This window comes from Clostridium sp. NkU-1, from assembly GCA_001312405.1.
The window spans coordinates 68,884-86,862 of record BBDR01000005.1 but is presented as its reverse complement, the minus strand read 5'-3'; the positions used below and the strand labels follow the sequence as shown (position 1 = coordinate 86,862).

The 17,979-nt window shown below is 40.6% G+C and carries 25 protein-coding genes and 3 pseudogenes; 25 read left to right on the top strand and 3 right to left on the bottom strand.

Features of this window, described 5'->3' with window-relative positions:
- Positions 1-37 precede the first annotated feature (37 nt).
- The 13 genes and pseudogenes from JCM10519_RS09940 to JCM10519_RS09895 all read left to right on the top strand — a co-directional run bounded on the left by JCM10519_RS09940 (position 38) and on the right by JCM10519_RS09895 (position 7,551).
- Positions 38-667: a transglycosylase domain-containing protein gene (locus JCM10519_RS09940; RefSeq protein ID WP_054738923.1), complete on the top strand. Its 630-nt coding sequence runs from the start codon at positions 38-40 to the stop codon at positions 665-667.
- 185 nt (positions 668-852) lie between these two features.
- Positions 853-1,665: a TraX family protein gene (locus JCM10519_RS09935; RefSeq protein WP_054738922.1), complete on the top strand. Its 813-nt coding sequence runs from the start codon at positions 853-855 to the stop codon at positions 1,663-1,665.
- A 17-nt stretch (positions 1,666-1,682) separates the two neighbouring features.
- A pseudogene (locus JCM10519_RS09930) lies at positions 1,683-2,447 on the top strand (ABC transporter ATP-binding protein).
- Positions 2,448-2,567: 120 nt separating this feature from the next.
- A complete protein-coding gene (locus JCM10519_RS28565; RefSeq protein WP_347843756.1) occupies positions 2,568-2,702 on the top strand; it encodes a hypothetical protein in 135 nt (44 codons plus the stop codon).
- A gap of 7 nt (positions 2,703-2,709) precedes the next feature.
- Positions 2,710-3,420 (top strand): FtsX-like permease family protein, encoded by a 711-nt coding sequence (locus tag JCM10519_RS28560; protein ID WP_347843755.1) that lies wholly within the window; start codon positions 2,710-2,712, stop codon positions 3,418-3,420.
- Entirely contained in the window at positions 3,374-4,417 is a 1,044-nt protein-coding gene (locus JCM10519_RS28555) for an FtsX-like permease family protein (RefSeq protein ID WP_347843754.1), read from the top strand. Before JCM10519_RS28560 ends, JCM10519_RS28555 begins: the two co-directional genes overlap by 47 nt.
- A gap of 281 nt (positions 4,418-4,698) precedes the next feature.
- Positions 4,699-4,908, top strand: a complete 210-nt coding sequence (locus JCM10519_RS28550; RefSeq protein WP_347843753.1) for a hypothetical protein — start codon at positions 4,699-4,701, stop codon at positions 4,906-4,908.
- A gap of 58 nt (positions 4,909-4,966) precedes the next feature.
- Positions 4,967-5,320 carry a hypothetical protein gene (locus JCM10519_RS28545; RefSeq protein WP_347843752.1) on the top strand — a complete coding sequence of 118 codons (354 nt, stop codon included), beginning with the start codon at positions 4,967-4,969 and terminating at the stop codon, positions 5,318-5,320.
- Positions 5,321-5,365: 45 nt separating this feature from the next.
- Complete coding sequence (locus JCM10519_RS09915; protein ID WP_054738919.1) at positions 5,366-5,707, top strand: hypothetical protein; 342 nt, start codon at positions 5,366-5,368, stop codon at positions 5,705-5,707.
- Positions 5,704-6,306 carry a DUF1648 domain-containing protein gene (locus tag JCM10519_RS09910; protein ID WP_054738917.1) on the top strand — a complete coding sequence of 201 codons (603 nt, stop codon included), beginning with the start codon at positions 5,704-5,706 and terminating at the stop codon, positions 6,304-6,306. Before JCM10519_RS09915 ends, JCM10519_RS09910 begins: the two co-directional genes overlap by 4 nt.
- 46 nt (positions 6,307-6,352) lie before the next feature.
- Positions 6,353-6,952 (top strand): isoprenylcysteine carboxylmethyltransferase family protein, encoded by a 600-nt coding sequence (locus JCM10519_RS09905; protein WP_347843751.1) that lies wholly within the window; start codon positions 6,353-6,355, stop codon positions 6,950-6,952.
- 75 nt (positions 6,953-7,027) lie between these two features.
- Positions 7,028-7,306 carry a hypothetical protein gene (locus JCM10519_RS09900; RefSeq protein WP_054738915.1) on the top strand — a complete coding sequence of 93 codons (279 nt, stop codon included), beginning with the start codon at positions 7,028-7,030 and terminating at the stop codon, positions 7,304-7,306.
- Positions 7,303-7,551, top strand: coding sequence for a GNAT family N-acetyltransferase (locus JCM10519_RS09895; protein WP_054738913.1), 249 nt, complete (start codon positions 7,303-7,305; stop codon positions 7,549-7,551). Before JCM10519_RS09900 ends, JCM10519_RS09895 begins: the two co-directional genes overlap by 4 nt.
- A gap of 90 nt (positions 7,552-7,641) precedes the next feature.
- On the opposite strand, the gene JCM10519_RS28540 is transcribed toward JCM10519_RS09895, so the two are convergent.
- From JCM10519_RS28540 to JCM10519_RS09890, 3 genes are read right to left on the bottom strand one after another with little or no spacing between them, the layout of a single operon-like run.
- Positions 7,642-7,785: an FAD-dependent oxidoreductase gene (locus JCM10519_RS28540; protein ID WP_347843750.1), complete on the bottom strand. Its 144-nt coding sequence runs from the start codon at positions 7,783-7,785 to the stop codon at positions 7,642-7,644.
- Between the two features lies 1 nt (position 7,786).
- Positions 7,787-8,173, bottom strand: a complete 387-nt coding sequence (locus JCM10519_RS28535; protein ID WP_347843749.1) for a hypothetical protein — start codon at positions 8,171-8,173, stop codon at positions 7,787-7,789.
- Complete coding sequence (locus JCM10519_RS09890; protein ID WP_347843748.1) at positions 8,163-9,326, bottom strand: FAD-dependent oxidoreductase; 1,164 nt, start codon at positions 9,324-9,326, stop codon at positions 8,163-8,165. Before JCM10519_RS09890 ends, JCM10519_RS28535 begins: the two co-directional genes overlap by 11 nt.
- A 269-nt stretch (positions 9,327-9,595) precedes the next feature.
- Here JCM10519_RS09890 and JCM10519_RS09885 point away from each other — a divergent pair.
- The 12 genes and pseudogenes from JCM10519_RS09885 (at position 9,596) to JCM10519_RS28510 (ending at position 17,973) form a co-directional block, all read left to right on the top strand.
- Positions 9,596-10,598, top strand: a pseudogene (locus tag JCM10519_RS09885) (YafY family protein).
- Between the two features lie 284 nt (positions 10,599-10,882).
- Complete coding sequence (locus JCM10519_RS09880; RefSeq protein ID WP_054738911.1) at positions 10,883-11,242, top strand: hypothetical protein; 360 nt, start codon at positions 10,883-10,885, stop codon at positions 11,240-11,242.
- Positions 11,243-11,453: 211 nt separating this feature from the next.
- Positions 11,454-11,630: a hypothetical protein gene (locus JCM10519_RS28530; RefSeq protein WP_347843747.1), complete on the top strand. Its 177-nt coding sequence runs from the start codon at positions 11,454-11,456 to the stop codon at positions 11,628-11,630.
- Positions 11,631-11,787: 157 nt separating this feature from the next.
- Positions 11,788-12,135, top strand: coding sequence for a hypothetical protein (locus JCM10519_RS09865; RefSeq protein WP_347843746.1), 348 nt, complete (start codon positions 11,788-11,790; stop codon positions 12,133-12,135).
- Positions 12,136-12,393: 258 nt separating this feature from the next.
- Complete coding sequence (locus tag JCM10519_RS09860; RefSeq protein ID WP_347843745.1) at positions 12,394-12,954, top strand: MBL fold metallo-hydrolase; 561 nt, start codon at positions 12,394-12,396, stop codon at positions 12,952-12,954.
- Between the two features lie 488 nt (positions 12,955-13,442).
- Positions 13,443-13,865, top strand: a complete 423-nt coding sequence (locus JCM10519_RS09855) for a hypothetical protein (protein ID WP_054738902.1) — start codon at positions 13,443-13,445, stop codon at positions 13,863-13,865.
- Positions 13,866-14,540: 675 nt separating this feature from the next.
- Entirely contained in the window at positions 14,541-15,368 is an 828-nt protein-coding gene (locus JCM10519_RS28525) for an MBOAT family O-acyltransferase (protein ID WP_347843744.1), read from the top strand.
- An 11-nt stretch (positions 15,369-15,379) separates the two neighbouring features.
- Positions 15,380-16,486: a DHHW family protein gene (locus tag JCM10519_RS09845; RefSeq protein WP_054738901.1), complete on the top strand. Its 1,107-nt coding sequence runs from the start codon at positions 15,380-15,382 to the stop codon at positions 16,484-16,486.
- A 101-nt stretch (positions 16,487-16,587) separates the two neighbouring features.
- Positions 16,588-17,144, top strand: a pseudogene (locus tag JCM10519_RS09840) (DNA-3-methyladenine glycosylase).
- Between the two features lie 217 nt (positions 17,145-17,361).
- Complete coding sequence (locus JCM10519_RS28520; protein ID WP_347843743.1) at positions 17,362-17,496, top strand: hypothetical protein; 135 nt, start codon at positions 17,362-17,364, stop codon at positions 17,494-17,496.
- A complete protein-coding gene (locus JCM10519_RS28515) occupies positions 17,477-17,785 on the top strand; it encodes a CoA pyrophosphatase (RefSeq protein WP_347843742.1) in 309 nt (102 codons plus the stop codon). The genes JCM10519_RS28520 and JCM10519_RS28515 overlap by 20 nt, the downstream gene beginning before the upstream one ends.
- A complete protein-coding gene (locus JCM10519_RS28510) occupies positions 17,782-17,973 on the top strand; it encodes a hypothetical protein (RefSeq protein ID WP_347843741.1) in 192 nt (63 codons plus the stop codon). The genes JCM10519_RS28515 and JCM10519_RS28510 overlap by 4 nt, the downstream gene beginning before the upstream one ends.
- The last annotated feature ends 6 nt before the right edge of the window (positions 17,974-17,979 follow it).

The window sequence follows — 17,979 nt, the reverse complement described above, 5'->3', positions numbered from 1 at the left end:
TATACTGAGGAAGCAAACCAGGAAAGGAGTAATTTTGATGAAAAATAAAATAATCATGATCAGTGTATTGTTACTTGCTGTCATCAGCTTCCTTATGGGTATTGTAAAAATATCTCCTATGGTTTCTGCCGGATATGAAATGTATCAGGCTGCAACAGAAACCATAAGTGTGCCGGATAGAATTGAGGAGCTTAAACAGCAGGATGGTTATATCACATTTGATGAGATACCGGAAGAATACAAAGCGCAGGTGTTACAATCGGAAGACAAACGTTTTTATTATCATTTTGGCTTTGACCCCATTGCCACGCAAGGGCCATGGCAAATAATATCATTGCGGGAAGCTTTGTGCAAGGGGGGAGCACGATTACCCAGCAGCTTGCAAAAAAATATGTACTTTTCTTTTGAGAAGAAATATGAGCGGAAGGTGGCAGAGTTATTTGTTGCTGTTCAGCTTGAAAGAGAACTTACAAAAGATGAAATCCTGGAACTCTATTGTAACATTGCTTACTATGGAGAAGGCTGTTATGGACTGAAACAGGCGGCCAGGCATTATTACGGTGTTGAGCCTTTGGAACTGACAAATGACCAGATCAAAGCACTTGTATGGACGATTAAAAGTCCGAATAATTACAACCCTAATGCTTATAAAGGGATCCCGGTATAATAGGCGCAAGGATCCATGATCCTGCTGCATTCGCCAAATGCCGCTTTGCGGCGCTATGCTCATTGCTTATACGGAATAATGAAAAGTGACAAAAATGTTCGTTTCCTGTAAGCGAAATCAATGGCGCTGCAGGGGCGGATGAAATTATAATAAATATAAGTTAAATAAAGAAAAGGAGATCATAAATGTTACAAAAAGGATTAAATAGTTTTCAGATTAAAATAATAGCTTTGGTGCTGATGGTGTTTGACCATATTCACTATACTTTTACAGGTGTTTTACCCATTCCCTTATGGTTTACAATACTGGGCAGACTATCAGCACCTTTATTTATTTTTGCTACGGCCAATGGTATGAGATACACAAGAAATCCGGTAAAATATTTAATACGCTTATGGATTGGATTTATATTTATGGACTTTGGCAATAATCTGGTCAACACATACTTCCAATTGCCTAATGGAGGTATTCTTATAAATAATATATTTTCCACATTATTTATAATATGTCTGATCATATTCAGTATGCAGAGGATTTCCATGTGTAAGAAAGAGAATCGTCCGTTTCTAAAATATATATTTTTAATGCTTATTCCTGTTTTCAGCAGTATCATAGTTTTTATGACCATGTCCAACCCTGACTTATTCTTTATAACAAGATGGATCATGCGCTTCGTTCCATCCCTCATATTCTGCGAAGGCGGTATTATGATGGTCGTTTTGGGCGTCGGATTATATTTATGCAACCAGGATAAAAAGAAAATAGGTATCTTTTATTTCCTGCTCAGTTTGTTGGTCTTTGCAGCGGCTTATAACCCTGAGATCGGTGTGACAAGCCTGTTCTTGGATAATATTCAGTGGTACATGGTATTTGCTTTGCCGTTTATGCTGCTCTACAATAAACAGAAGGGCCGTGGAATGAAATATTTCTTTTACGCTTTTTATCCGGCCCATATCTATATTTTAACGATTTTAGCCAATATAATTTCTAAATACTAGAGGAGAGGATGGACACTATGAATACAATCTTAAAGGTTGAAAATCTTCAGAAATATTACGGTAATAAAGGGAATGTTACAAAGGCTGTTGACAATATCAGCTTTACTATTACAGAAGGGGAATATATCGGGATCATGGGGCGTCGGGAAGCGGAAAAACCACCATTCTTAATTGTGTTTCCACCATTGATGATGCGACTTCCGGTCATATTTATATTGACGGAACAGATGTGACTGAGATGAAAGCGGAGGCATTGTCAAAGTTCAGACGTGAAAAGCTTGGCTTTATCTTTCAGGACTTTAATCTTCTGGATACCCTGACTGCCCATGAAAATATTGCCCTGGCCCTGGCAATTATGAAAGCTCCGGCAGAAGATATGGATGAGCGGATCCACCAGGCCGCCTCCCTTTTAAACATCACAGAGGTATTGCATAAGTATCCGTATCAGATGTCAGGAGGCCAAAAGCAGCGTGTAGCCGCAGCAAGGGCTATCATTACCAATCCAAGCCTGATTCTTGCTGATGAACCTACCGGGGCTCTGGATTCTAAATCTGCAAAGATGCTCCTGGAAAGCTTCAAAAATCTCAATGAACAGATCAATGCCGCCATTTTGATGGTGACCCATGATGCTTTTACCGCCAGCTATTGCAAGCGCATTTTGTTCATCAAAGACGGTAAGCTGTTTAATGAGCTGATCCGGGGAAAGGAATCACGTAAGGAATTTTTTTGACCGGATTATGGAGGTTATGGCCCTTCTTGGAGGTGATTTAAGTGCTGAGTAAGCTTGTTTTTAAAAATGTCGGAAAAAGCATGCAGGATTACACGGTATACTTTTTTTTACGCTTGTGTTTGGCGTTTCTATTTTTTATATGTTTAACTCCATCTATGCACAGCAGGAAATTATGGCAGTGACAGAAGAAGTGAACGCTTCCATGATTGCACTTAAAAAGATATTATCCTTTATTTCCGTATTCGTTGCAGTGATCCTGGGCTTTTTGATTGTGTATGCAAATAGTTTTTTTCATCAGGCGCCGTAAAAAGGAAATGGGTATTTACATGACCCTGGGCATGAGCAAAGGCAAGATATCTTCCATTTTTGTATTTGAAACATTTCTCATGGGACTCCTTGCTTTAATTGCCGGCCTGGTAATCGGTGTTTTCGGCTCCCAGTTCATGTCTGTGTTTACTGCAAAAATATTTGAGGCGGATATGACCGCCTATAAATTCATATTTTCACCAGATGCAGCGGTGAAAAGCATCCTTTATTTCGCAGTTATTTTTTTAACGGTAATTATTTTTAATACAATTGCAGTCAGCAAATATAAACTGATTGACTTGATTTATGGCGGACGGAAAAATGAAAGCTTTAAAATCAGAAGTACCAGAGTAGCTGTACTGGTTTTCCTGGTATCCATTGTTTTCTTAGGAACCGCATATGCATTGATTTTGACAAATGGAATTATCAATATTAATCATATTTTCCTTTGCTCTATTATTTTAGGAACGGTTGGCTCCCTGCTGTTTTTCTTTTCTCTTTCGGGAATCCTTACAAAGCTGGTACAATCAAATAAGAAACTGTATTATAAAGGCCTGACCATGTTTGTGACCCGTCAGCTCACCAGTAAGATCAACACAAATTTTATATCCATATCAGTGGTCAGCATTGTATTGCTTTTGGTAATCGGTATTTTTTTCAACCGGTTACAGCATGAAAAATATTTTGTCAGCCGATTTAAAAAATACTGCACCTTATGATGTCAGCTTTTATGGCAGCAAGGAGGAAGGAAATCATAGTACCATATATGAGAGCTTGCCTTTGTCAATAAAAAATATTGATGCCATTCGTCATGAATATAGTGTTTTACGCGGTGACCTTTGTTTCAAGGATCTTCCGGTAGAGGAGTCTTCCCTGTCTTTTGATATGGGAACACGAGCTCTTGATTTTGTTATGTTTTCTGATTACCAGAAGTTTTTAGAAATGCAGGGAAAGGAAAAAGCCGATTTTCTTGAAAATGAGTATTTCATCATTGCTTCCGGCGACGTCTACCAGCAAATTGCACAGCAGTTCCTTGACAGGAATGTAACAATTTCCCTTGGAGATAATACTCTCATGCCAAAGGGGGAAGTGCAAAACATAAAACTTTCCAACAGTGATTCAGGTATCATATTTGTTGTAAACGATACCTTTTCTGAAATTTTCCATAAGTCATCGGATCATGTGCTTAACATTACATGCAAAACAGAAGAAGGATCAAAGGAACTTCAGGAAAAGCTAAAGCAATATAGTAACAGCGAGGATTATCAGGAGAAAGGTTTTTGGTACTATTCAAGCAGAGAAGAGATCTATGCCTCGTCCATTGCCGCGAAAGCCATTATATCCTTTTTAGCCATTTATCTTGGCATTGTGTTTATGGTTGCCTGCGCTGCAATTCTTGCAATCCAGCAGCTTGCCCAGGCAGCGGATAACAAGGAACGTTATGCACTGTTAAGGAAGTTGGGGGCCGAAAAGAAAATGCTGGACAGAGCATTGTTTGTACAAATACTATCTTACTTTTTACTGCCTCTTATGCTTGGCATAGCTCACTCCATTGTTGGGCTTACTGCTGTAAATGATTTGATGAAGGCCTTCAAACGTGTGACTATGATGGACAGTATCCTTATTCCGGCATTATTTATCCTTGTTATTTATGGCATTTATTTTGGACTGACTTATATCGGGTGTAAACATATTTTAAGAAGGGATCATTATTAAATGCGTTTTACCTTTCATAAACTGGCTGAAAGTAAACCTTGGCAGACAGCAGCAGAATGGCGGCAGGCTTAAAGCCAAAAAACAGGTCCGTGTTTTTCGTATATTGAAAAACATGGACTTTTTATATTGCCTGGAAGATCACCTGCATGTCCCATGGGTGTTATAATGCTGCTATGTCCGCAGTCTGAGCAGTCATTTGTTTATAAAACATTGTTTTTCTTTACGAAACATAATACTGGTACTATAATTCTTCTATAATATAAATGAAGTGAGGAGAAAAGATGAAAAAAGAATTGCCCTATTTTAGAGTCGGAAATTCCTTTGGCGGAAATCAGGATTGGTTCCGGGACCCAATGATGCATCTGGGAGGCTGTGGGGCTGCGGCAGCATGCGATGCCTGCATCAATATGGCGCTCCATGACAATAAAGCCCATCTGTATCCCTATGATATACAAAAACTTGATAAAAAAAGATTATATAAATTTTTCTAAGATAATGAAGCCCTATCTAAAGCCCCGCTTTCAGGGAATCAATACGCTGGAATTGTTTATGGACGGCTTTTATAAATATTTAAAAGATGTGGGAGATCAGGATATACGGCTGACAGGCTGTCCGGGAGAGGTTCCCGGAAAGGAGGCAGCCATGGAAATCATAAGCCGGATTGACAAGGGAATCCCAATCCCTTTCTTGCTGCTGCGGCATAAAAATATTAATTTTAAGGATCTGGTCTGGCATTGGTTTATGCTTGTGGGGTATGAAGAATTCGAAGAAGAATTTTATGTAAAAATTGCAACCTATGGAGGATTTCGCTGGCTGTCTTTTTATGAGCTGTGGGAGACTGGTTTTGGGCAAAAAGGTGGGATGGTACTGATGGCAGTCACCACGACAAAAAGTCAGATTTAATGTATGACAACTGTTTTAAGAAGAGCATAGAAGGAGGAAATTGCCTTGAATGAGAGTTTGATTTTTATAATAGGGCTTATGGGGCTCGCATGGGTTCTTGTATTAACGGCTACTGCCTTTACCCCATATTTTATGCGAAAAAATATCTGCTTTGGTATTTCCATTCCTGAAAGCGAGTATGATGATCCAAAGATCAAATTATTGCGGCGCAATTACAGCATAAGCAGTCTTGCGGCTGGTTTGCTTTTGGGAATTGGAAGTACTGCTTTTTATATCTGGATGCCGGCAGAAAGGGCAGTGTGGATTCAGCTTGGCAGCGTATTTCTGTATATTGCTGTCAGTTATTTCATATATTTTTTTTCATGCGTTCAGAGGTCAAGGCTATGAAACAGGCAAGTGATTGGGAGCTGGATGCCGGGACAGCTGCAGAGATCAGTGAAGGGTCTGATAAAACCATTGGCACTGCGTGGTATCTTTTATATCTTGTTCCTATTGCCATTGCCGTTTTTGCGGCAGTAGTGAAATATCCTTCTTTGCCTGGGCAAATCCCCATGCATTACAACATTGCCGGAGAAGTGGACCGCTACGCTGCAAAATCCATCGGGACGTTTGCTGTTATGCCATTGATCCAGCTTTTAATGGGCCTGCTGTTTGCAGGAATCAACTTTGGCATCGGCAGGTCCAGGCATCAGCGGAATTACCAAAGAACTCAGGCATTTCAGGGCATAATGAGCATTTACCTATATGCTATCGGATTTCTGGTAATGCTTTTATTTACCTGTATTCAGCTTACCATGGTGTCTATAATAAGTGAGAAGCTGATGATGGTTCTGCCTGTTGTTTTTTTAATTGTTATTTTTGCGGTTTGTATTTATCTTGAAGTAAAGGTTGGTCAGGGAGGAAGCCGATTGAAAATAAGGGACGGTGGACTAATAAACAAGGTGAACGTGATCCATTGGAAAGTAAAACAACCCTGCTTGTTCTGACTGAGCGGTGCACTGTGATGGGTTTAGAAAAGGAGTGAAATCTATAGTGAGATATATTGCAGCAGCAACCCTGGTTTCTCTTGTAATACTTGTTATAGCACGGACGTTCCAATTAAAAAGGCTTGGAATTAAAGCCATTCAATTTGGCGGGAAGGATAAGAAGGATTTTCTGATCCTGCCATTTGCATTTCTGCTATTCTACATGGTATTTGCAAGCGCTTTTGGTCTGCCTGAAACAGGGGGTGAATTGTTTAATCATGAAGTTACCGGCTGGATAGGCGTGGCTGTATGCATAATAGGCATTTTACTGTTTATCTATGCTCTGATTTCATTTGGAAAAAGCTTTCGTGTGGGCCTTGATGAAGACCATCCGGGAGAGCTTGTTACCACAGGTGCCTTTTCCATAAGCCGCAATCCCATTTACACGGCATTTGGATTGGTTCTGATAGGAATATTTTTAATTATTCCCAATTGGATAATCTTGATTTATGTTTTTACAGGAATATGGCTTTTCAACCGGCAAATCCTTCTTGAGGAACAGTCGTTAAAAGAAATATACGGTGAAAAATACGCGGCATACTGTAAAAAAAGTCAGGCGGTTTTTATAGCTGGGAGAGGGCAGAGGAAGTATACCCGCTTCCGATAAAATACACATTTTTTATATCCCTGAAACATAGCAAATACATGTTTTTTGTTGAAATATAGGAAAGGAGGGTTACTTTTGATAGGAAATAAAAGAATAGGACAACATGAATACAATATCCGTTTACTGACGGGAAAGGCTGAGCCTGATGTACAAGATCTTTGCGAAAGATGTTCGGATTTTTTTGAACTAACGGAAGGCAGGCCGCCTGGAAAAGATGCAGGAAACAGCATCTTGTTTGATTTGCCGCCGGGAAAAACACGGAAGGATAAGTATGTTTTTGGAGTTTATAAAAAGAATGGTGTTTTAATTGCGGTAATTGATATGGTTAAAGATTATAAAGCAGCCGGGGAATGATCATAGGTTTACTTATGCTCGACCCAAATGTAAGAGGAAGCGGTTTGGGAAGAAGATTGCATGACTTTATAAAAGACTGGGTTTTGGAAGAACATGGCAGAGCATTACGGATTGGGGTGGTAGAAGAGAACCACAAAGGGCATAAATTTTGGTGTGAGATGGGGTATATTGAAGTGGACAGGGTGAAAATGACCTATGGAAATAAAGAACAAACGGTAAAAGTTATGAATCTGTTTCTTAAGTGATAACTTAGTCACCCGATGAGGCAGGGAAAGGCTGTGCTGCAAAACCAACTCACCCTGGTTTTGAAGCACAGCCTCTGCCATTTCATAATATTATGAAAGCTGGCTGTGAAACCAATTTGCCAGCTGATTAGCGGCTTCCTTACCGGTATACAATGCCCCTTGCATCCACCCATGTTTTGTGGACAGGTGTTCACCGGCAAAGTAGATCCTTTGATTGAATTCAGGTTTCAGCATCTCATAGGCAAATAATTTTTTTCTGGCCTGGGAGCGTCGCGGCAAAACCGCCCCGGTTGTAGGGCTGATTATCCCACACCACTGTCTTGTGGTCTTCCACAATGGAATCTAAGAATCCCCTTGGCAATCCGTGAACTTCTTCCACATTCTCCTTTATGAGTTCATACCGGAGTAATTCTTCCATGTTACCTACTCTTGTTGCATTTAAATGATAATTATATGAAGCTACCAGCACCCCGGGTTCATATGGGGAGCAGGAGGAAACATCGGGGCAAAGAATATGATCTCCCGGATAGAAGATGTACTGAATCGGCAGATCTGTCTGGGAAAAACCACCCACCATTCGTCCGTAATCCGTATCCTGTTCCCAAAAACGTTTATTGCACATAAAAAGTGTTTTTTTGCGAATTAATATAGTTGAGCTCTAAAATGGCCTGCATCTTAGGATTACTGAAAAATGGTTTGATTTCAACCTCTCTCAGCGTGGAGTAGGGAATCGTACATACAACGTAATCAAAAGCATCGGCAGTTCTCTTAAGACTCTTCACATTGCGTTGTACCAGGAGTATTTGACTACTGTTCTGCGGCTGATAAATGCCTGTAACCGTCTGGCCGGGACGATAAGTAACCGTACCAAGCTGGGAAGCTGGAATATCTTGATACTGGGGCGGATTGTCTGACAGAAAGGATTGGAGAAAGGCATATGGCAGGTTTACGATTCCGCCTTCAATGGTATAGGTGTTGCGGTAATCAAGGGTATATTCCTCCTGGGTGATTTCATCATAACTGATGTTGAGCAGGGCACCGGTACCTGGACTGACCCCTGAGATCAGGCTGATGGCTCCCTGGCTTAATCCCAGATTTTCTAAAGTCTGCCGGACAGTATAGTTTGTGAGAGTCAGATATTCCGGAGAATATTCCGGTAAAATTTGTATTAGCTCTGACCTGATATCAGGCGGGAGCTGCATCATCAGATACAAAAAGGCATAATCATCAAGCTCTGCCCAGGGAGTGCTTCTTTCCTGAGGAGTCAAATCATATAAGGGATAAAGCATCTGCTGGATGGAGTCTGATGTTCTTAAACGGGTATTATGTACGTATAAAAAATTGTTGCGCTGCCTTACTGACAGAGGCAAGGTGTTAAGTCCAAACAAATTCATATAGTGCCAGGTTGTTTCATGAGTTGCCGGAATTCTGTGAGCTCCGAATTCATTGTAGTATTTTCCTTCCGGATCAAAATAATAGGTATAAACTCTTCCTCCGATTCTGTTGTCATTGGCTTCCAGAATTGTAATATCGGCTCCCAGCTTACGAAGCTCGAAAGCAGCGGATAAGCCGGCCAGGCCTCCGCCGATGACGCCAATTCTTACTCCTTTCAGTTCTCCCGGTGATGCATAGCTTGTGATATCCGGGGGAGGACTCAGTAAATTAACAATATATTCGTAATCTTCCGGCCGGCCAGCCGATTCTAATGAATTTCTGATCATTTCGTGCCGTTGTTCATTTGTAGGATTTACTACTTGATTTAATGGAACAGCCATTGATTATACCTCATGATATCATTACAGTAGTAATATATTGGAAACCTTTCCTTAATATAACAAAATGGGGCGGCCAAGAGCAGTAAGCCGGCGCAGCATAACGCTTTTGGGTGTGGGGCTAAGAAGATTGCTGCACAAGGATAGGGCCAGTGGCTGCGTAGTATGCTCAGGCGTGTAAATATATATCATGATCATTAGTTTTTATTTGTAATTTTAATACTTATTGTGTAAATTAATTACAGAGGGAAAAAAACGGGGCTGTGATTCTAATGATAAATTATAAAAAGGGAGTAAATGAGGTTAGGCTATGTCTAAAAAACGATAATATGCTGGCGATTCTCTGGATGCTGAATTCAGGAGCCAAAATTACTGCAAAACAAATAGCGGAAAGGCTGGAGATCAATATACGGACTGTTTACCGTTACATTGACTCTCTTTGTGCCAGCGGGGTGCCGATTGTATCCGATGCAGGTCAGAATGGCGGGTATAGCCTGCTCAATGATTTTATCAATGCGCCTTTATTTTTTGATGTTGAGGAACAAAAGGCCATTCTCCATGCCGCCGTATTTGCAAAAGAAGCAGGATGCCCTTTTAGTGAGGCATTAAAAAGGGCAACCGAAAAAACTGAAAAAGTATTCAAACCAGGAACAGGAAACCATTCTCAAGCGGCATTTAACCGGTTTTGAAGTAATAAGCCGTGATATTGATTCGTCTGTCAAGCTGAAATTGGTAGAATTGGAGAGGGCTGTTGCAAACGAGTATTCCGTGGAAATTGAATATCGTACAGGCCGTGAGGAAGAATCCAGACAAAGGGTGATTGATCCTTATGGTATAATCTATTGGAACAATAAATGGTATACCATCGGATTTTGCCACTTGAGGAATAAAATCCGCAGCTTCCGGGCTGAACGGATTTTACAGATAAAGCGGACAGAAATGACTTTTAAACGGCCGGAAGCTTTTTCTGCCAGGGAATTCTTTTTACAGAATCTACTGCCTGATTTGGTGGATAAGGACAAGATGGTTTCAGTCGTGATCAAGGGCAGGTCAGAGGCCTTGGACGACTTGTGCATTCACTGGTTTTTAGGCCATTACCTAAAAGAGAGGACTTTAAACCAGGCTGTTTTTTTACTTGATGACAGAGTTATGAATGGATATGTGCCATATTTTCTTTTATCCTATGGAAAAGCCATTCAGATTATAGAACCTGAGAGCCTGAAAAAAAGGCTGGCGGCCATTGCGTCGGAGCTAATGGAATATTATCAAAGTTAACGATAATACTGACAGCGGTTGTTTCTTACGGACTTATTTTAGGATTCCAGCGCAAAAAAAATTATGAAAGTATGGGTTTTCAACTTGTACGAAAAAGGATTAATCCTGATAATCCTGAAGTTGCAGGAGAACATATGGATTATGAACTTTTAGTCTGGCTATGAATTAAATTCCACTTTATCGGTTAGATACGCGCATTCATTCTTGTAATAAAAACAAAATAAAGGCATAAAAAGGTTATATATTAAGAAAGAAAGCCGATATTTGTTTAGAGGTATTAAATTATGGGATTATTTGATGGATTTAAACAGAAAAAGAAAGTAAAACCAGATTTTTCAGAAATTGATTCTATTGAAAAAGCCATAGAATTAACAAACCAGGGAGTATTACGGCCACTGTATTTAATGCCATTGCGTTTTAATGGAGAAGAATCTGCGAGAAACAGACTTTTTGTGCCGCCTGTTGTAGTAGAGATAAAAGATAGATACGACAATATGGTTGAGGATTTATTAAGACAAGATAAGATAAATGAATATGCCTGTACTCCTGAATATAAAGGAAAAAGTTTTGTTCCATCAAAGCTAAGGATTGTAGCGGAAAAAGATGGAAAAGATGTTTTTACAGAAAACATAAACATTTGGTAAACCATTATAAGCCTTCGGTTACGTGCCGGAATGGAAATAAAGATTTGGATATAAGCCAAATTGCCTTAAAGAATTCCCTGTTTACAATATCTCTGCATGATAAAGAAAAGCTGATCGGTTCATGCAGAGCAGTCAGGGCTGAAGGTTTACAAGCTGGCAGGGATCAATTAATAAGCAGTATTTACAAAAGAATTTATAGGGGGATTTTGTCATGACAATTACAAACATTACATCAGGTCATTCGGCCAGTTATGGTCAGGTGCAGAATATCAATAGCGGAAATCAGGACAGCAGACTGAAGTCGATTCAGGACCAAATTGAAGATGTGCAAAAGCAGTTGCAAAGCCTGGCCAATAATGAAAAAAAATATCTTTGGAAGAGAAAATGAACAGGCAAAAGGAATTGCAGCAGCAGCTTCAGGATTTAAATAAACAGCTGTCCCAAAGAAAAGTGGAAATTCAACAGGAAAAGCGGGAAAAGGCAGCTGCTAAAGTTAATGGTCCTGAAATGCTTCTCCCGATAGGGATAAGCAGGATTTCCATACGATGGGAACTGATTTCATGCAAACGATGGTTCGTGCTGATACCTCAATAAAGCAGGCAAACGTAACTCAATCCGTGAAAACAGGTATGGAAGGCAGAGCCGGTGTATTGGAAAGAGAAATAAAAACGGATCAAGGAAGAGGCTCTACAGAAAGAAAGGAAGCTGAACTTGCAAAGGTGAATGAACGCATAAAAGATGCCTCTTATGATATGATGAAGCGTACTTCTGACATTAAAACAACATTGGAAAAAGCAGAAGAAGAAAAGGTAACAAAGGAAACAAAGGCCGAAGATAATAAACAGGGGACGGAAGAAGTAAACATGGAGTTCCATAGAGGATGCAGATGGTGAAAAACCCTTGGATAATATAAACTCAATGTATTTACAACCGTCTGAATATCAGGCGAAAGGCCAGCACGTAGATATAAGAGTTTAATAGTCAGGAGGATTTTTGTGGAATTTAGACAGCTGACAGATCGTGTTTTTTTACAGCATGTTTGATAAAGAGGCCGACAGGCCGGTTCTTGGATATATAAATGGACAGAAATATTCTTTCATGATAGACGCAGGTAATTCCCAAAAACATGTTGAATTATTTTATGAAGCGCTGTGCAGGGAAGGATTAAGAAAACCAGGCATTACGGCGGTTACCCATTGGCATTGGATCATACATTTGGTATGCATGCGGTGGAAGGGATTACGATTGCTCATAAAAACACAAATGTTAAATTAGAGGAAATGGCGAAGTGGGAATGGACGGATACTGAAATGAAAAAAAGGCTGGAAGCAAAGGTTGAGATTGAATTTGCCGATACCTGTATCCGCAAGGAATATCCGCTGCTTTCAGAGATACGTGTGGAAACCTCCGATCTTTCATTTGGTGAATCGATGGAAATAGATCTGGGAGATATAACTGCAGAGCTTCATCATGTGGTATCTCCCCATAGTGAGGATTGTGTATGCATATTGATACCTCAGGAAAGAGTATTATTTATTGGAGATGCGGTTGGGGTGGATTATTACAATAACTCCTGCTTAGATAAAGAAAAACTGCGTTCCTTAATTACGTCGATGGAAGGATTTGATTTTGATATCTGCGTGATGGGACATGCGGAACCAATGAGTAAGCAGAATATTCTTAATATCATGCATTCTCTTATGGAACGCTAAAACAAATGATCATGGAACCCGGCATATGAACAGCATATGCTGGGTTTTTTTGTATTAAGGGAAAACCGGTCGGGAAATCTTTTACTATGCGGGAGTCTGCTTTCATGGTATATTTAAAGCGGAAAAGTAAAAAAATAACAAGGATCAAAGTCACATGATGCAGATAAAGATCTGGTTCGTCCTCAAAAAGGACGATTTTTATTTAAGGGAAATAGAATCCAGCGGGAAATGGAGTTTTTGGGGACTTACTCCATCTGACAAGCAGCAATAGCTGCTATTGGGTTATACCCGGCGGAGCGGGGCACGTTGTGAGCAAGCAGGGTCGTGGATTGCGAATATCCGCTTGACTATTAAATAAAGGAGAAAAATATGAAGATGAGAATTAAAATATCAGCGATTTTTATTTTAGCGGCCATGCTTATGGTCTTAGTCACCGGCTGCAGGAAGGCAGAGGGAGGCGGCAAAGAGCCGGAAGCCTGAAAGGAGATTTGACCTCAGTCATTGGAACGATTTACGAAAAAGCAAAGGTTGATCTGAATGTGGAAAATACATCCATTGATTTAGCAAACAAGGATATGGTGAAATACAACATGGGCCTGGAGGATGCGTCTAAAGTAAAGGAAGCCGTTGTATCCGAAGCGCTTATCAGTTCACAGGCATATTCCCTGGTGCTCGCCCGTGTAAATGATGCTGCCGATGCGGAAGCCGTTGCAAAGGGAATGCGGGATGGAATTGATCAGAGAAAGTGGATTTGTGTCATGGCAGATGATCTTCAGATTGTTACCCACAATGATCTGGTAATGCTTGTTATGGTTGCTTCCACCATGAAGGATACTGTAACCTCCCAGCAGATTGTGGATGCCTTTAAGGAAATGTGCGGTACGGATTTTGATCTTACCTTATCAAAATAATATCAGATAAAACAAAACAGTGTGATCAGCAGTATGATCAGCCGCAGAAGAAGTATTGAAACACGAAAGAAATCAGAAGGGCCGCCGGGTGAGAGCATGGTATTTTCAAGTATAACATTTTTATATTATTTTTTTGCCTTTGGTCATAGGTGTGTACTTTGTTTGTCCGAAGAAAATGAAAAACGGTGTGCTGCTTTTTTTCTTCCCTCATATTTTACGGCTGGGGAGAGCCTAAATACATCATATTTATGGTCATATCCATACTGGTGAATTACATTCTTGGTTTGCTTATAGAGCGGTGCTCCGGTTCGGTTTGGGGAAGGAGATGGCTGCTTGTTTCGGTGGTCTTTTCTCTGGGAATGCTGGGGTATTTTAAATATGCCGATTTTTTTATTGCAAACGTCAATTCCCTGACCGGATTTTCAGTCCCAATGTTAAAAGTTGTTCTTCCTATTGGCATCAGCTTTTATACCTTTCAAATTCTTAGCTATACCATAGATGTTTACCGTAAAAACACAAAAGCACAGAAGAACTTATTATCATTGGCCACCTATGTGGCATTTTTTCCTCAGCTGATCGCAGGCCCTATTGTAAGATATACCGATATTGCACAGGCTCTTGACCGTAGGGAACATAGCTTTATAAAAGCCCGCATAGGAATTCGCAGGTTTTTATTTGGAATTTCAAAAAAAGGTCCTGATCGCCAATTCCCTTGGGGAATTGTGCAAAATCTTTGCAGATTCCCAGGAGCGAAACGTATTATTTTACTGGCTTTATGCAGGAGCCTTTACTTTACAGATTTATTTTGATTTTTCCGGATACAGTGATATGGCAATTGGCTTAGGCAAGTTGTTTGGCTTTGATTTTCAGGAAAATTTCAATTATCCGTTTATTTCCAAAAGTATTACTGAATTCTGGCGCAGGTGGCATATGTCTCTGGGAACCTGGTTTAGGGATTATCTGTATATTCCCTTAGGAGGAAACCGTGTTGGCAGGATGCGCTGGCTCTTTAATATCTTTCTGGTATGGATGCTGACCGGCTTATGGCACGGTGCCGCATGGAATTTTATCATATGGGGATTGTTCTTTGCCTTTCTCCTGATGATTGAGAAGCTGTGGTTTGGCAGTTTCCTTAAGAAAATGCCGGAAAGCATTTCCCACCTTTATGTCATGCTTCTTGTAATTATAAGCTTTGTCATATTTGACGCTCCTGATCTGGGTACATCAGCGGAACGGCTTCGTTCCATGTTCGGGATGAGCGGACTGCCGTTAACAGGAATCCAGTCAGCCTATTACTTAAGAAGCTATTTTATCATATTTGCAATAGCTGTAACAGGAAGCACTGATTTGCCAAAAAGGGTTATAGGCCGCATTCGTGAAACGCCATGCGGAGGGATTTTCCTTACCGGGGCAGAGCCTTTTGTATGCGTGCTGCTGCTTTTACTGACAACGGCATACTTAATCGATGCTTCTTTTAATCCATTTCTGTATTTTCGCTTTTAAGGAGGGCAGGAATGAAAGATAAAAAAATCAATCGGATTATAGTGATTCTGACAGGAACCCTATGGTTTCTTCTGGCGCTTTCTTCATGGCTTTCACCAACCCATGACATATCAGCCAGTGAAAGAAGAAAGCTGGCAGGTTTTCCGGAATTTACACTTAAAAGCCTGGTTACGGTAGATTTTATGGAGGATTTTGAGCAATACGCCAAAGACCAGTTTCCCTGCCGGTTTTTATTTCGTACCATAAAGGCGTATGTCAGGTTTTATCCATTGGGACAGAAGGATAATAACGGCATCTATATTCAGGATGGGTACGCCGTAAAAATGGAATACCCTTTGAATGAAGCCTCCATTGAAAGAGCAGCGGATAAATTCCGGTATCTTTATGAAAAATACATGGAGGGCAGGAATGTAAACGTTTATCTTACCATTGTTCCTGATAAGGGATATTTTCTTTCAAAGGCAAATGGCTATCCCTCTATGGACTATTCGAAACTATTTGAAATGATGAAAGCAGATACAGACTTTGCGGAGTATATCGATATATCAGATCTTCTGGAAATTGATGATTATTATAAGACGGATATTCACTGGAAGCAGGAGCGGCTTACCAGGGTGACGGATAAAATAAAGAGTACTTTAGGAGAAGAGAAAGAAAAATCAGGAGAATATGCGGAAATAGAAACGGAACGGCCTTTTTACGGAGTATATTATGGGCACTCCGCCCTGCCGATGAAACCGGATAAGCTGAAATACCTTACCAGTGATCTTATAGATGACTGTACCGTATATAATTGGGAGACAGGAAAAACCACGGCAGTGTATGATGTTGAAAAGCTTTCGGGAAATGATCCGTATGATGTGTATTTATCCGGTGCGGCGGCCCTTTTGGAAATCAGCAATCCCTCCGTAAAAAACGGGAAAGAGCTGGTGATATTCCGGGATTCCTTTGGCAGCAGCCTGGCGCCCCTTTTGCTTGACGGGTATTCAAAAGTGACCATGATCGATATACGATATATTTCCAGTGACCTGATCAGTGATTATATAACCTTTGACGATCAGGACGTGCTTTTTGTATACAGTACTTCAGTATTAAATTCCAGCGCAATGTTCAAATAGGAGGATCATAACCTGCTTTCAAAATTCATCATCACTAACATTCGAAAGGAAGGCCAATGGGATGAAAAAAACTAGACAGAGAATTCTATAACAGGGATTCAATCCTGGTCGCCAGGGAAATATTGGGAAAGGTACTTGTCCACGAATGGGAAGGCCAGAGAATCGCTGCCAAGATCGTGGAGGCAGAGGCATATATGGGCATTGAAGATAAGGCTGCCCATTCTTACGGAGGAAAGAGGACGCAAGGGTGGAAGTAATGTATGGAGATCCCGGTTTTGTCTATATGTTTCTTATCTATGGGATGTACAGCTGCTTCAATGTGGTGACAAGGGAGAAGGGAATTCCGCAGGCAGTTTTAATAAGGGCTGCCGAGCCAGTAGAGGGAATCCAGCTGATGGCCCAAAAGAGATTTGGAAAAGAGTATGAACAGCTTTCTAAAAGCCAGCGAAAGGGTCTCATAAACGGGCCGGGAAAACTGTGCATTGCATTATCATTGGATAGAAGCTTTAATGGCATAGACTTATGCGGCGATCAGGTATATTTTGAGGAAGGTACAGACGAAAATTTCAATATCATAGCAACAAAACGTGTGGGAGTTGACTATGCAGAGGAAGCCAGAGACTACCTTTGGCGGTTTTGCATAAAAGGGAGCGAATAGGAACAAATTCCTGTCCTGTATCATGGCAATGATAGGTTTGTTCTGCATTAGGTTACCGGCCAATGATATGAAAAAAAAGGATGATTATATAGTGTATAAGTAGGAATAACTATTGTTATTATATAAAAATTAGTGTAAAATTTATTTAGCTTTTATTACATGATTTTTGGATTAATCCATGCCTGGACCAATCTGCAAACGGAGGGAGGCCATTATTTTGGAGAAAGAACAATTTTCAATCCGGCGTCCTGGAATGATCGGAGAAGAAAAATTCAGAAAGTATGCGGTGCTGATTCCCCTGATCCGCATTTCAGGGGTCACTTATTTATTATTTGAAAAAAAGGTCCAATGAGTTAAAACGCCAGCCAGGAGAGGTTTGTTTTCCAGGTGGAAAGCTTGAAGCCGGGGAAACCCTTAAAGAATGTGCGGTGCGTGAGACCGTTGAAGAGCTGAACATATTGCCCCGGCAGATTGAGGTGATGGGTCCGGGAGATATTTATCTGTCACCCTTTAACCTGATGATCCATCCTTTTATTGGCGTTATAAGCGATTATCAGGATACATTCAGCAGGGATGAAGTAGATGAGATCATAAAAATCCCGCTGGATTTTTCCGCAGTCAGAAACCGGAGAGATTTGTGAGCAAACTGATCTCAGAGCCACCGGAGGATTTTCCGTATGAGTGGATACCGGGAGGGGTAAAATACCCTTGGGTAAAAGGAACTTATGACGTCTTATTTTACAAATATGAAAATTGGATTATATGGGGCATGACGGCGCAGATCCTTAGGTCGGCGGTGAATCTGATGGAGCAATATCATATCAGATGATTCCAC